The sequence below is a fragment of the Streptomyces sp. NBC_00122 genome, from assembly GCF_045160845.1.
GTDB lineage: Bacteria > Actinomycetota > Actinomycetes > Streptomycetales > Streptomycetaceae > Streptomyces.
Genome location: NZ_CP108191.1, coordinates 5,450,136 through 5,464,036, shown reverse-complemented (window position 1 = coordinate 5,464,036; position 13,901 = coordinate 5,450,136). Strand labels below are relative to the sequence as shown.

The window sequence follows — 13,901 nt, the reverse complement described above, 5'->3', positions numbered from 1 at the left end:
CGCAGAGGTCACTCAGCTGCCGGTGGCTGTTCCGGCGTCGCCCTCCGCAAGCGCGATCCGGGCCAGGTGGACCCGCGAGCGCACCGAGAGCTTGCGGAAGATCGACGCCAGATGGGTGTTGACCGTGTGCGGGGAGACGACGAGGGCCTCCGCGGCCGACCGGTTGGTGTGGCCCGCGGCGATCAGCCGGGCCACCTTGCGTTCCGAGGCCGTGAGCGCGTCCCAGCCCTGGGCGGGGCGCGGTCGGAGGCCTCCGGTGCGCCGGCCGGAGCGGCTGGTGGCCCGTTCCAGATCGGCCCGGACCCGGTCGGCCTCGACATCGGCTCCCGCCCGGGCGTAGATGTCGTGGGCCCTGGTCAGGGCGGGTGTCGCGGCGGGGTCGCCTGTTGTGAGGAGCGCGCGCCCGAGGTCGGCGGATGCGGCGGCGAGGGGCAGCGGCCGGGGGCCGGTGAGGAGGATGCGCACCGACCGCTCCAAGAGTCCGTGGTCGGCGTTCGCCAGGGCGGACGCGTGGGCGGCCGCCCCCTGGGCGGTCGGCACGCCGGGGTTGCGGGTGGCGTGTTCGACAGCCTGGGCCGCGAGGTCCTCGGCCAGGTTCCGGTCCCCGCCGCGCAGGGCGATCCGCACGGCCTGGACGACATGGGGGCGCAGGAGCCGCCATCGGAGGAAGGGGTGGTCACGCTGCACGGATCGGACCAGTTCGGCCGCTGCCGCGTGGTCGCCGTCGGCGTCGGCGACGACGGCCTCGAAGTACTGGTGCGTGGCGTGGTTGCCCGTGTTCGGCCGCTCGGCCACGGTCGCCCGCACGACGTCCAGGTGTTCCCGCGCGGCTTCGCGGTCGCCGCGCAGCATCGCGAGGAAGCCGCGGTTGACGCGGATGTTGACCAGGTTGCCGGGCACGTGGAGGTCCGCTTCGAGCCGCTCGGCGGTGACGAGGTCGGCGTCCGCGTCGTCGAGCCGGCCGAGCCCCATGTTCAGGGTTCCCTGGGCCCAGATCAGCATGGCGGGGCGCAGGGGAGCGTCGCCCGCCGTCCGGAGCAGTCGCCGTACGGTGTCGAAGTCGTCCATGTGGATCCGGGCGACGGCCTCCTCGGGCAGGAAGGCCGTGTCGAACACGCTCAGCGCCGTGTGGTGTTCGACGGCGGCGGCGCAGTCGCCCGCGTTGAGGGCGATCTCGCCGAGGCCCCACAGCGCGAGGACACGGGCCTCCCGGTCACCGGACCGCTCCGCCTCGGCGAGCGCCCGTTCGCCGGTCTCGCGAGCGGCCCCGAGGTCGCGCCCGCGGGACCGGGCGAGGGCCTGCCGGGCGATGAGCCGGGCGCGGATCGTCGGGTCGGTGACGGCTGCCAGTGCTGCCGTCGAGCGGCGGGTCAGCTCGTGGACGTCGTCGAGGTGCCACAGCGTGTCGCCGAGTACGGACTGCAGACGGGCGAAGACGTCCAGGGGCGGCTGCCGGGCGAGCAGCGTGTCGCCGGTATCCCGTGCCTGGGTGTACCGGCCCGCGCGGGTCAGCGCGACGATGGCCCGTTCTCCCACGTCGAACACCATGGGCGCATGGGGCGGTACGAGTTCCAGGGCGCGTACGGCCAGGTCGGCGGCGAGGTCGGGCATCACGGCGATCACGTCCGTGGCGGCCGTGCCGAGCAGCCCGATCGCCTCCTGGTCGCCGGGTTCGGCGCTCTTCAGCAGATGCGGGACCGCGTCGGTGGAGCTCCGGCCCGCCGCGACGAGTCGGCTCGCGGCCTCCCGGTGCAGCGCCCGGCGTACGGAGGGGGCGAGATCGGCGTACACCGCCTGGCGGAGCAGGTCGTGGCGGAACCGGAGGCGTTCGCCGTCGTCGTGGAGGAGGGCGGCGGCGATCGCCTCGTCCACTTCGGCGCTGAGTCCGGAGGCGGGCCGGCCGCACAGGGCGGCGGCGTCCGCGAGCGAGAACGCGCGGCCGAGGACCGAGCCGATCCGCAGGAAGTGGAGGGTGTCCGGCCGGAGGTCGGCCAGCCGGTCGCGTACACCGCGGACCAGCCGCTCCGGAGGCTCCGACGCGTCCGCGCCCGACGCCGCGATGCCCGTGAGCATCTCGGCCGCGAGGAAGGGGTTGCCTCCCGCCCCGTCGAGGAGTTCCGCGACCTGCGTCGGCACGTCCCCGCCGAGGACGTCCCGTGCCAGCTCGGCCAGGGCCGTGTCGGACAGCGGCCGGAGGGGGAGGGTCGTCGTCCGCGGCCCCTGCCCGTACGGTTCCGGGTCGTTCCTGCCCGTGAGCAGCCAGAGGACCGGGCAGCTGAGGAGCCGTACCGGCATGACGCTCAGGGCGAACCGGCTCAGCGGGTCGGCCCATTGGACGTCGTCGACCGCGATCAGTACGGGCGTGCCCGCCGAGCGTTCCTCGATCAGCTGGGCCAGTCGTTCGACGAGCCAGACGCGCTGGTCGTGATGGCCCGCGAGGTCTGCGAAGTCCGTGCTGGACAGCAGCGGCGGGTCACCGTGCAGGAGGCCGGAGGCCAGTGAGGCGAGCGGTGCCAGCTCGTGCAGTTCCTCGGCGCGTCCATGGCTGATGACGAACCCGTGAGCCCGCGCGATCGAGACGGTCTCCTGCAGCAGTACGGTCTTCCCGATCCCGGGCTCGCCCAGGAGCAGCGCGATCGCTCCTCCCTCGCCGTCGCGCACCGCCTCGACCAGGGCGCGCAGCCGCTCCAGCTCGGCTTCGCGGCCCCGCAGCCCGGGCCGGCTCAGCCCCGCGCTCCCGGGCACCGCCATGCCTTCTCCCTCGGGCCGGTCGGGGCTCATCCTTTGACCGATCCGGCGAGCAGTCCCCGCGCGAAGTGCCGCCGGAGGGAGAAGAAGACGAGCAGCGGGACGAACGCCGACACGAAGGCTCCTGCGGTGAGCCGCTGCCACTCGTTGCCGTACGTCCCGGCCAGGCTCGCCAGTCTGACCGTCATCGGCGCGGTCTCGGCCGTCCCGCCCGACAGCGTCAGTGCCACGAGGAGGTCGTTCCACACCCAGATGAACTGGATGATGGCGAAGGAGACCAGGGCCGGGCGGGCCAGGGGCAGCACGATCCGGAACAGCAGCGTCCCGTGCGACGCGCCGTCGACGCGGGCGGCCTCGATCAGGTCCCGGGGCAGCCCTGCCAGGAAGTTGTGCAGGAGGAACACCGCGAACGGCAGCGCGAAGACCGTGTGGGCGAACCAGACCTGGCCGAAACGCGCGGGACCGGTGAGGTTCCACGCGGGCAGGAACAGCCAGCCCTGGGAGAACAGCTTCAGGAGGGGGACGAGCGCCATCTGGAGCGGCACGACCTGGAGCGCGAAGATGCCGACGACGAGCGCGTCCCGCCCCCTGAAGTCGATCCACGCCAGGGCGTACGCCGCGAAGAACGCCAGCACGAGCGGGAACAGCACCGAGGGGAGGGTGATGACGACGGAGTTGACGAAGTACTCCGCGAGCCGCCCCGACCCGTTCCCGCCGCCGGACAGCACCTCGCCGTAGTTGTCGAGCGTGAGGTGCGGCGTACCGAACACGGTCCACCAGCCCGTCGTCTTGATCTCCTCCTCGGGACGGAACGAGGAGAGCAGCAGACCGAGGGTCGGTGTCGTCCAGAGGACCGCGATCACCACGGCGATCGACGTGAAGGCGCGGGAGGCCAGACGCTCCCGGACGCCGTTCACGCTGTCCTCCGCTGTGCCCGGACCTGGTGGGCGACGAAGGGGGTGACGAGGACGAAGAGGAGCACGGCGAGCGCCGCACCGCGGCCCGTCTCGCCGTAGCGGAAGGCCTGGTCGTACATCTCGTGGGCGATGACGCCCGTGTCGAACTGTCCGCCGGTCATGGTCTTGACGATGTCGAAGGCCTTGAAGGTGCCGATCGCCTGGGCGAGGACCACGACGAGCAGCGTGGGCCTGATCGACGGCATGGTGATCCGCCAGAAGATCTGCCGGGGGGACGCGCCGTCGAGTCGGGCCGCCTCGGTCAGCTCTCCGGGAACGGCCCTGATCGCGCCGGCCAGCAGGACGGCCGCGAAGCCCGCCTGTGTCCACACCATCACCACGATGAGGAACAGGACGTTCCAGGGAGAGTCCACGAGCCATTGCCTCGGTTCGCCGCCGAACGCGACGACGAGCTGGTTCAGCAGCCCGATCTGCCCGGCCTCCGCGGGACGGTAGGCGTAGACGAACTTCCAGACGACACCCGCGCCGACGAAGGAGATCGCCATCGGCATCAGGACGAGGGACAGCGCGAACGCTCTGAACCGCGACCGTACGACGGCCGCCGCGTAGAGCAGACCGACCGAGGCTGCCAGCAACGGCACGAGCACCACCCACGCCAGGGTGTTGCGCAGCGCCATCAGCGCCCGGGGGTCGGTGACCATCCACACGTAGTTGTCGAAGCCGGCCCACGCGTCTCCCCCGCTGTCGGTGAACGACAGGACCAGGGTGCGCAGACCGGGCAGGAGAAGACCGACCGTGAGTAGCAGCAGCGCGGGGGCCAGCAGGATCAGGGCCGCGCCCCTCCTCCGTACCGGCCCCCGGTGCAGCGCCAGCAGGATCAGGGAGACCACCGCCGCGAAGGCGGCGACGCCCTGGAGCAGGTACAGCAGCTTGGGCTGCTGGGCGACGGCGTCGAACGACATCAGTGGCTCGGCCAGGAACGTTCGATGGAGTCGGCGACCTGCCGGGTGCTCGCGCCGCCGATCCAGTCGACGGATCCCTTCCAGAACGTCCCGGCACCGACCGAAGCGGGCATCAGGTCCGAACCGTCGAACCTGAACTGTGTCCTGGGGTCCTGGAGCAGCTGGATCGAGAGCCTGTCGACCGGGGTCGCGGCGTTCGCCGGATCCACGCCCTTGTTCGCCGAGACGAACGGGCCCTTCTTCATACGCGCGTTCGCGAAGTCCGCGGAGGCCAGATACTCCTGGAACGCCCGCACTTCGGGACGGTCGGCGAACGCCGCGGTGAACACCCCACCGCCCAGTACGGGGCGGCCGGCCGGGTCGGCCCCCGGCAGGAGGAAGGCGTAGACGTCCTTGTCCGGTCCGATCTCGGTGCCCTTCGGCCACATGTCGGCATAGAACGAGGCCTGGCGGTGCATCGCACAGTCGCCGGAGAGAATCGGTGTGCCGGCCTCCTGGAAGGAGATCGACGCCATCGAACGGGCCGGACCGAAACCGCCGTTGGCGTACCGGTCGTTCTTGAGGACGGACCCCACGGTGTCCATGGCCTTGATCACCCGCGGGTCGTTGAACGGGATCGTGTGGGTGACCCACTGGTCGTAGACTTCCGTGCCCTGCTGGCGCAGCAGGACGTCCTCGATCCAGTCCGTCACGGGCCAGCCGGTCGCCTCGGCGGACTCGATGCCCGCGCACCACGGCTTGACGCCCGACGCCGCGGCCTTCTCCGTCACGGCCATCAGCTCGGACCACGTACGGGGAACGCTCAGTCCCCTGTCGCGGAAGAACTTCGGCGAGTACCAGACGAACGACTTCACGTTCGCGACCAGCGGCGTGCCGTAGAGGGTGCCGTTCACGGTCGCGTAGCTGTTCCAGTCAGCCGACCAGCCCTGCTTCGCGAGGGCCACGACCCCGGCGCTCGCGGGCTTGAGCTTCCCCGCCCGCGCAAAGCGTTCCAGGAGCCCGGGCTGAGGGAAGAACGCCACATCCGGCACGCTCCCGCCGTCGACCCGGAGCTGGATCTGGGCCTCGAACTCCCCGTCCCCCTCGTACTGGACGTCGATTCCCGTGCAGTCCGCGAAGTCCGCCCAGGTCTCTTCGAACAGGTCGGCTTCCCGGTCCCGGTTCTCCGCGTAGACGGTGACCTTGGTGCCGGGGTGCCTGCCGTACCTGGCGTACGGCCCACAGTCCACGGCGGTGTGCGACTGCGAACCACTGTCCTGCGGAACACCGCAGGCGGCGGCAAGGGCGGCGAGGGCGATGACGGCGAGCACGAGCCTCGCGCCGAACCTCATGGGTGTATCTCCTCCGATCGCCCGCCGAGGGGTCCTCGGGGGCGATCAGAAGCTACCAGCGCTCGAACATTATCGACTAATCGTTCGATCTTGAACGATCGGGTCAGTGGACGGTGGACCTGGCCGCGTCCTGGATCAGCTCCGCCACTGCCTTGGGCTGGGCGAGCATGACCAGATGGGAGGAGTCGACCTCGACGGTGGTCATGCCGGCGCGCTCGTACCCGTAGCGCTCCACATCGGGGTTGATCGTGCGGTCGGAGGAGGCGACCAGACCCCACGAGGGCTTGGTCTTCCACGCCGCGACAGGCGCCGCCTCCGAGAAGGCCCGTGCGGCCAGGGGGCGCTGGGAGACGGCGAGCACCGCGGCGAGGTCGGGGTCGACGTCCGCCGCGAAGAGGGCGGGGAACTTCTCGATCTCCACCGAGACGTCGGTGCCGGTCTCGGTGGAGCCGGCCACCGGGAACGGGGTGTAGACGAGCGCGTCGGCGAGACCGGAGTCGGGGAAGCGGCCCTGCAGCTCGCCCAGGCTCTCGCCCTCCTCCAGCGCGTATCCCGCGAGGTACACCAGTGCGCGGACGTTGTCCTCCGTGCCGGCGAGGGTGATGACGGCACCGCCGTAGGAGTGCCCGACCAGGATCACGGGGCCTTCGACGGCGCGGATCACCGAGGCGATGTACGCGGCGTCGTCGACGAGGCTGCGGTTGGGCACGGCCGGGGCCACCACTTCCATGCCGGCAGCGGCCAGTTCAGGGATGACGCGGGCGAAGCTGGAGGCGTCGGCGAAGGCGCCGTGGACCAGGACGACGGTGGGGCGGGCGTGTCGGGGCATGGGGGAACTCCTCGGTGCGTGAGGGGGGGATGGGGCAGGGGATGCGGGAGACGGGAGGCGGATGTGTGGTGTTCGTGTGGTGCTTCACAGGCCGAAGCGGGCGCGCCTCGCCTCGGGCACCAGGTCGGTGTACTCGGGGTGCTTGCCGATCCAGCCCCGGATGAAGGGGCAGTACGGCAGGACGCGCAGCCCTCGGGCCCGGGCGTCGTCGAGGACCCCGCGGGCGAGCAGCCCGCCCAGGCCCCGGCCGGCGGACCGGCTGTCGATCTCGGTGTGGATGAAGGCGATCTCGCCCTCCGAGAGGTGGTACTCGGCGAAGCCGGCGGTCTCGGCGCCGTCGTCGCCGGCGAGGATCTCATACCGGGACTTCTCGGGCCGGTCCGTCACCTGCGGTTCCATGGGTGCTCCTGTGCGGTCGTCGTGTGACGGGGTGGGTGGGTGCGGTCAGAGCGTGCGGCGTACGCCCGCCTGGCGTTCCAGGTTGCGGAGTTGGACGGACAGGTCGCCTTCCACGGCGAGGTGGGCGGGGCCGCTGCGGCCGATGGGCAGGACCTGCTCGCTGCGCATGTCCTCGAGCATCAGGGCGAACGCCGTGTACATCGCGACGAGCGCCACCACGAGGCCGAGCGCGCCGGACGTGCGCGTCAGCCATTCGGCGCCGGTGATGCCCGCGAGGCCGGTGGCCGCCCAGCGGGGCAGGGAGACCGCGAGGACGAGCCACAGCGCGCGCTTGGGCCGTGTCACGGCGGTCATCAGGGCCCCGAAGCAGAGGAGCGCCAGGTTGAACACGCCGAGGACCTGAAGGCCGTCGGCCGCGCCGCTGAGCATGATGAGCGAGTAGGGCAGCCAGCTGCCGGCGAACACCGCCATCAGCGTCGCCGCGATCACGTCACGGGCGCCGAAGGCCAGGAAGCTCACCAGAAGTTGCAGGGCGAAGGCCGGCAGTACGGTGAAGGCGACGGCGCTGCGGGCCGTCTGGTCGAAGATCCCGAGCTGCAGGCAGCCTGTCATCACGGAGGCGATGGCTATCGTGAAGAAGCCGAGCGGCATGGGTGAGGCGATGGGGCGCAGGTTGATCCGTGTCATCGACCGGAGGTCCGGCTCGAAACGGCGTCCCGGGGGAACGTCCGGCAGGGTTGCCGGCGTGTCGCCGCCGTCGGCGGCGGGGGAGGCTGCGGACATCGGGTGGATCTCTCTTTCAGTGATCGAAGCAGGGATCGACGAAGGACGGCGTCGTGTCGGGAACGGAGCCGCGTGCGACGCGCCAGCGGCGGTGCTGCTCGGACTCGGCGACGGCCTCGGCCACGGCCGATGCCTGGCGGGCACCGCTCTGGTACCCGCCGAAGTGGGCCACCGGGCTCCACTCGGGGGCCACCGGCGGGATGGCCTCGTCGAGCCCCTCGTACTCGGCGGTCGCGTAGACGATCCGGCCGCCGACGACAGTGAGGACGGACTCGATGTCGGGAATGACGTCCTCGGGCACGGTGAGGAAGTCGTCGGAGAGGATCGCGAGGTCGCCGTAAGTCCCCTCTCGCAGGGTTCCCTTGACGTCCTGCTCGCCGGTGAGCTGCGCTCCGCCCCGGGTGTAGAGGCCGAGGGCGGTCTCCCGGTCGATCAGGTTCCCGGCCGGGTAAAGGGCCGTCCCGCCGACGGTGCGCCCGGTGACCAGCCAGTGGAGGGCGACCCACGGGTTGTACGAGGAGACGCGGGTGGCATCGGTTCCTGCGGCGACGGTCAGGCCTCGGTCGAGCATGGCCCGGACCGGCGGGGTGTGGGCGGCGGCCCCGGCGCCGTAGCGGTCGAGGAACGCGGCGCCCTGGAAGGACATCCGGTTCTGGACCGAGACGGCGCCGCCGAGGGCGGCGATCCGGTCGAGGCTGTCGGCCGAGACCGTCTCCGCGTGGTCGAAGAGCCAGCGGTTGCCGCCGGGGAAGAGTCCTTCGGCCGCGAGCTTCTCGAAGACGGCCAGGTCGCGGCGGATCGTCTCGTCGTAGGTCGCGTGGAGCCGGAAGCCCCAGCCGTTCTCAAGGAGAAGCCGGACGGCGCTCTCGAATTCGGTCTCGTACCCTGCGGCAAGCTCGGGCCGGGGCTCGGAGAAGTTCTCGAAGTCGGCGGCGGCCCAGGTCAGATTCTCTCCCGCGCCGTTGAGGCGGAGCCACTCGTCCCCGTCCCCGGGCTGGACCATCCCGGTCCAGCGCTTCAGGTCGGCGAGCTCCTGCCCGGCCGTCTGCGGGAAGAGGTGGTAGGCGATCCGGAGGGTCAGCTCCCCCGACCTGGCGAGGTCGGCGACCGTCGCGTAGTTGTCGGGGAAGTTCTGGAACCCGCCGGCGGCGTCGACCGCGGACGTCAGTCCGAAGCGGTTCAGCTCGCGCAGGAAGTGGCGCGTCGACGTCCGCTTGTCGGCCTCGTCGAGGGCCGGCGCCTTGGCCAGGGTCGAGTACAGGATGAGGGCGCTCGGCGCCGCGAGGAGCACGCCATTGGGTTCGCCGTCCCGGCCGCGGACGATCTGCCCGCCGCGGGGATCCGGGGTGTCGCGGGTGAATCCGGCTGCCTGCACCGCGGCCCGGTTCATCAGCGCCGACTGGTACAGGTGCAGGACGAAGACCGGGGTGTCGGGGGCGGCGGCGTTCAGCTCCGCGACGGTCGGCATCCTGCGCTCGGCGAACTGCTCGGCGGTCCAGCCGCCCACCACCCGGATCCACTGCCCCTTCGGGGTGCGGCCGGCCTGCTCGCGCAGCATCGCGAGGGCGTGTCGGAGGCTTCGCACGCCGTCCCAGCGCAGCTCCAGGACGTAGTTCAGGCCGCCCCGGATGACATGCAGGTGCGAGTCGTTGAGGCCGGGGATCACCCGGCGGCCGAGGGCGTCGACGACCTTCGTTCCCGGCCCGACGAGGTGGGCGAGGTCGTGGTCGTCGCCGAGGGCCGCGACCCGGCCGTCGCGGAGGGCGACGGCACGGGCCTCGGGGCGGTCGGGGTCACCGGTGAACACCTTGGCGTTGCGGACGAGGAGGTCGGCGTGCTCGTGTTCCCGACGCGGGGCGGGGACGAGGCCCGCCACCGGCATGCTCGTCGACGGCCCGGTCATGCGAGGGCCTTGCGCAGGGTGTCGGTGGCGAGACCGATGGCGAGTTCCGCGGCCTGCGTCTCGCGCAGTGCGTTCAGCATCACGAAGTCGTGGATGACGCCCTGGACGCGCAGGGCGGTGACGGGGACGCCGGCGGCGCGGAGCCTCGCCGCGTACGCCTCGCCCTCGTCGCGCAGGACGTCGGCCTCGGCGGTGATGACCAGGGCGGGCGGCAGGCCCGTGAGCTGCTCGGTGGTGGCGCGCAGCGGGGAGGCGGTGATCTGGGCCCGCTCGGCCTCGGCGGTCGTGTACTGGTCCCAGAACCACTTCATGGCGTCGCGGCGCAGGAAGTAGCCCTCGGCGAAGGCGTGGTACGAGCCGGTGTCGAAGCTCGCGTCCGTGACCGGGTAGAAGAGGACCTGCTGGACGAGCGTGACGTCGCCGCGCTGCTTGGCCATGAGGGTGAGGGCGGCGCTCATGTTGCCGCCCACAGAGTCGCCCGCGACGGCGATCCGCGTGCCGTCGAGGTCCTTGTGGTGGCCCTCGCGGGCGACCCACTGGGCGACGCTGTAGTTCTGCTCGATCGCGACGGGGTAGCGCGCCTCGGGCGAGAGGTCGTACTCGGGAAACACCACGGCCGCCCGGGTGCCGACGGCGAGTTCGCGGACGAGACGGTCGTGGGTGTGGGCGTTGCCGAAGACCCAGCCCGCGCCGTGGATGTAGAGGATGACGGGAAGCGGGCCGGTGGCGCCGCGGGGGCGGACGATCCGGGCGCGGACGTCGCCGGTCGGGCCGCCGTGGACGGTGATCCACTCCTCGTCGACCTCGGGCAGGGGGACGCCCTCACCGCTCTGGACGCCGTCCACGGCCTTACGGCCTTCGGCGACGGGGATCTGGTAGAGGTACGGCGGCTGGGCGGTGGCGTCGGCGAAGGCCTGGGCGGCGGGTTCGAGGACCGGACGGTTCTTCACAAGGGGTTCTCCTTCTGGGGATGTACGAGAGGGCGCAGGCCGGGGGCTCAGCGGGTCGCCCGTACGGCGTCGAGGATCACGTCGGCGACCACGGCCGGACGGGAGACGGCCACGGCGTGCGACGCGTCCACTTCGGTGATGTGCGAGCCGGCGCGCCGGGCCATCCACCGTTCGGCGGCGGGCGGGATGTTCTTGTCGGCGGTGACGATCAGCGCCCAGGAAGGGATCGTCTTCCAGGCCGCTTCCCCGGCCTTCTCCTCCAGCGCGGCGGTGGCGACCGGGCGCTGGGTCGCGGCCATGACGGCCGCGTCGGCGGCGGGGACGTCGGCGGCGAACTGCCGGTGGAACTTGGCCCGTTCGATGACGAGTTCGGTGCCGGTGCCACCGCCGGGCAGCGGGTACGACCGCGGGTTCACGGTGTCGCCGAGGGTGGAGCCGGGGAACTTGGCGGCGAGCTCGGCCGCGCTCTCGCCCTTGTCCGGGGTGAACGCGGCGATGTAGACGAGGGCCTTCACACGGCTATCGCCCAGCGCGGCGCCACTGATGACGGCGCCGCCGTAGGAGTGGCCGACCAGGACGACGGGGCCCTCGACGGCGGCCAGCACGCTGCGCAGGTAGGCGGTGTCCGCGGCGAGACCGCGCAGCGGGTTGGCGGGGGCCAGGACGGGGTAGCCGGCGCGCTGCAGCCGCCTGATCGTGCCGCTCCAGCTGGAGGCGTCGGCGAACGCCCCGTGGACCAGGACGATCGTGGGCTTGGGTCCGTGCCGGTCGGCGCCGACGGCGGCCGGGCCGCTCGCGGGTGCGGCGGGTGCGGCGCCCATCAGGGCGGCCAGGGTGGCCGGCAGGGCGAGGGCGAGGGTGCGCCTCTTGGGATGCATGGGTGTTTCCTTGTCGGGTGGTGAAGCATTCGGGTGCGCTCGGGCGGGCGGGGGTGCGCCGGTCGGGCAGGAGGGTGCGCCGATTGGGCCGAGCGGGTGCGGCGGTCGGGCGGGGGCCTCGCCTCAGAGGCCGTACGCCTCTAGGAGCCGGAGCCAGACCTCGCTCACCGTCGGGAAGGCGGGCACGGCGTGCCACAGGCGCTCCAGGGGGACCTCGCCCACGATGGCCACGGTTGCGGTGTGGACGAGTTCGGTCGCCAGGGGGCCGGTGAGCGTGCAGCCGACGACGACTCCTCGGGTCTCGTCGACGACGAGCTTGGCGAGGCCGCGGTAGTCGTCCGCGTGGAGCGCGGCGCCGGCGACGTCGTCGATGCGGTACTCCACCGTGCGTACCGCGAGACCCGCTTCGCGTGCCGCGCGTTCCGTGAGACCGACGCTCGCGACCTCGGGACGGGTGAAGACGGCCTGCGGGACGGCGATGTGGTCGGCTTCCGCGCTCCACGGCTGCCAGCCTCCGGTGACGGCCGGGCGCCCCGCGGCTCGCTCGGCGATCGCCGCCGCGCAGGCGCGGGCCTGGTACTTGGCCATGTGGGTCAGCGGCGCACGGTGGTTCACGTCGCCGACGGCGTAGAGCCAGTCGCCCTCGACTGCCGTGACGCGGCAGGTGTCGTCGACCGGGAGCCAGTCGCGTGCCGCCAGTCCGACGGAGTCCAGGCCGAGGTCTGCGGTGCGCGGGCGCCGGCCGACGGCGGCGAGGACCTCGTCGCAGACGAGGGCGGTGCCGTCGTCGGTGTCCACGGTCACCGCGCGGGTGTCCTCGTCACGGGCGACCCGGACGGCCGACACCCCGAAGCGGATCGTGACGCCCAGATCGCTCAGACCCCGGGCGACCTCTTCGCCGGCGCACGGCTCCCAGCCGGTCAGCAGGGCCTGGTCGCGGACCAGCAGGGTGACGGAGGAGCCGAGCGAGCGCCACGCGGTGGCCATCTCGCAGGCCACCACTCCCCCGCCGATGACGACGAGCCGCTCGGGCACCGCGTCGGCCGTGGTGGCCTGCCGGCTGGTCCACACACCGATCCGGTCGAGCCCTTCGACCGGCGGAAGGGCGGGCTCCGTGCCGGTGCAGACCACGACCGCGCGCCGGGCCCGCAGGGTACGGACCGTGCCGTCGGCCCCCGTCACCTCCACCCGGCGCTCACCGGCGAGCCGTCCGTGCCCCCGTACGAGCGCGATGCCCGCACCGTCGAGCCAGTGGGCCTGGCCGGTGTCGTCGCCCCGCCCGGTGAAACGGTCACGGCGGGCCAGGACGCGCGCCGGGTCGAGTGCCGCCGTGACCGCCTGCCGGGCCCCGTCGACCGAGCGGGCCTCCGCCCGGGCGGCGCCGGGTCGCAGCAGGGCCTTGCTCGGGACGCAGGCACGGTAGGAGCACTCGCCGCCGACGGCGTCGGCCTCGACGACGACGGCGGTCAGCCCCGACCGGACGACCCGGTCTGCGGCGACCTCGCCGCCCGGCCCGCCGCCGACCACGACGACGTCGTACGTGTCCTCCATCAGCCGTGCACCAGTGGGGTGTCCACCAGGTGTTCGGCCAGGAACCACACCTGCGCCTCGCCGGTGCGGATGACATCGGAGACGAGCAGGTCGGCGCTGCCCTCGTCGCCCTCCCCGGAGAGCCGGGCGGCGGCGTCCCGGGCGTCGATCAGGATCCGCTCGTGCGCGTCGAGGAGCCGCGACAGCATGACGGGCACCGGCTCGACGCCGTCCGGCGGCCGGGGGATCGACGTCAGCTCCGCGACGTGACGCGGGTCTCCGACGGCGACGCCGCCGAGGCTCTGGACCCGCTCGGCCAGCGCGTCCACGATGGCCAGTTGGGCCTCCGCGTGCTTGTCCAGCATCAGGTGGAGCGAGTAGAAGGTCGCCCCGCGCATGAGCCAGTGGTGCTTCTTGTAGAGGGAGTAGAGGATCTGCGTGTCGGCGAGGACGCGGTTCAGCCGCTGGCAGGCGTACATGCGGGTGTCGTGGCCGAGGCCGATCGGCAACTGCTTGAGCGTGCCGAACGCCTGGGTCTCGGCGCCCTTCTGGTGCAGCAGCGGCTGGCCGCCGCCGTGCGGGGTCGTGAGGGTGTCCATCGAGTGCTCCTGTTCGGGAGAGAAGGTGGGAAGGGCCCGGCCGCCCGGTCGGGGGGTACGCGGACGGCCGGA

At 72.4% G+C, this 13,901-nt stretch carries 12 protein-coding genes; all 12 read right to left on the bottom strand.

All coding sequences use genetic code 11. The annotated features are described in order from the left end of the window. Positions 1 to 12 precede the first annotated feature (12 nt). The 12 genes from OG737_RS25225 to OG737_RS25170 all read right to left on the bottom strand — a co-directional run bounded on the left by OG737_RS25225 (position 13) and on the right by OG737_RS25170 (position 13,829). Complete coding sequence (locus tag OG737_RS25225; protein WP_405922013.1) at positions 13 to 2,781, bottom strand: AAA family ATPase; 2,769 nt, start codon at positions 2,779 to 2,781, stop codon at positions 13 to 15. Beyond that, positions 2,778 to 3,665, bottom strand: a complete 888-nt coding sequence (locus tag OG737_RS25220; protein ID WP_405922012.1) for a carbohydrate ABC transporter permease — start codon at positions 3,663 to 3,665, stop codon at positions 2,778 to 2,780. The genes OG737_RS25225 and OG737_RS25220 overlap by 4 nt, the downstream gene beginning before the upstream one ends. Further along, complete coding sequence (locus OG737_RS25215) at positions 3,662 to 4,627, bottom strand: carbohydrate ABC transporter permease (RefSeq protein WP_405922011.1); 966 nt, start codon at positions 4,625 to 4,627, stop codon at positions 3,662 to 3,664. The genes OG737_RS25220 and OG737_RS25215 overlap by 4 nt, the downstream gene beginning before the upstream one ends. After that, positions 4,627 to 5,958, bottom strand: coding sequence for an ABC transporter substrate-binding protein (locus OG737_RS25210; RefSeq protein ID WP_405922010.1), 1,332 nt, complete (start codon positions 5,956 to 5,958; stop codon positions 4,627 to 4,629). Before OG737_RS25210 ends, OG737_RS25215 begins: the two co-directional genes overlap by 1 nt. A 103-nt stretch (positions 5,959 to 6,061) precedes the next feature. Further along, a complete protein-coding gene (locus tag OG737_RS25205; RefSeq protein ID WP_328928429.1) occupies positions 6,062 to 6,787 on the bottom strand; it encodes an alpha/beta hydrolase in 726 nt (241 codons plus the stop codon). Between the two features lie 84 nt (positions 6,788 to 6,871). Continuing rightward, positions 6,872 to 7,186 carry a GNAT family N-acetyltransferase gene (locus OG737_RS25200; protein ID WP_229335859.1) on the bottom strand — a complete coding sequence of 105 codons (315 nt, stop codon included), beginning with the start codon at positions 7,184 to 7,186 and terminating at the stop codon, positions 6,872 to 6,874. Positions 7,187 to 7,231: 45 nt separating this feature from the next. Next, positions 7,232 to 7,969 carry a GPR1/FUN34/YaaH family transporter gene (locus tag OG737_RS25195; protein ID WP_328928428.1) on the bottom strand — a complete coding sequence of 246 codons (738 nt, stop codon included), beginning with the start codon at positions 7,967 to 7,969 and terminating at the stop codon, positions 7,232 to 7,234. A gap of 16 nt (positions 7,970 to 7,985) precedes the next feature. After that, complete coding sequence (locus OG737_RS25190) at positions 7,986 to 9,872, bottom strand: amidohydrolase (RefSeq protein ID WP_328928427.1); 1,887 nt, start codon at positions 9,870 to 9,872, stop codon at positions 7,986 to 7,988. Continuing rightward, complete coding sequence (locus OG737_RS25185) at positions 9,869 to 10,822, bottom strand: alpha/beta hydrolase (RefSeq protein ID WP_328928426.1); 954 nt, start codon at positions 10,820 to 10,822, stop codon at positions 9,869 to 9,871. Before OG737_RS25185 ends, OG737_RS25190 begins: the two co-directional genes overlap by 4 nt. A gap of 47 nt (positions 10,823 to 10,869) precedes the next feature. Then, positions 10,870 to 11,700 (bottom strand): alpha/beta hydrolase, encoded by an 831-nt coding sequence (locus OG737_RS25180; RefSeq protein WP_328928425.1) that lies wholly within the window; start codon positions 11,698 to 11,700, stop codon positions 10,870 to 10,872. 123 nt (positions 11,701 to 11,823) lie between these two features. Beyond that, positions 11,824 to 13,251, bottom strand: a complete 1,428-nt coding sequence (locus tag OG737_RS25175; protein ID WP_328928424.1) for an NAD(P)/FAD-dependent oxidoreductase — start codon at positions 13,249 to 13,251, stop codon at positions 11,824 to 11,826. Beyond that, entirely contained in the window at positions 13,251 to 13,829 is a 579-nt protein-coding gene (locus tag OG737_RS25170) for a DNA starvation/stationary phase protection protein (RefSeq protein WP_328928423.1), read from the bottom strand. Before OG737_RS25170 ends, OG737_RS25175 begins: the two co-directional genes overlap by 1 nt. Positions 13,830 to 13,901 lie beyond the last annotated feature (72 nt).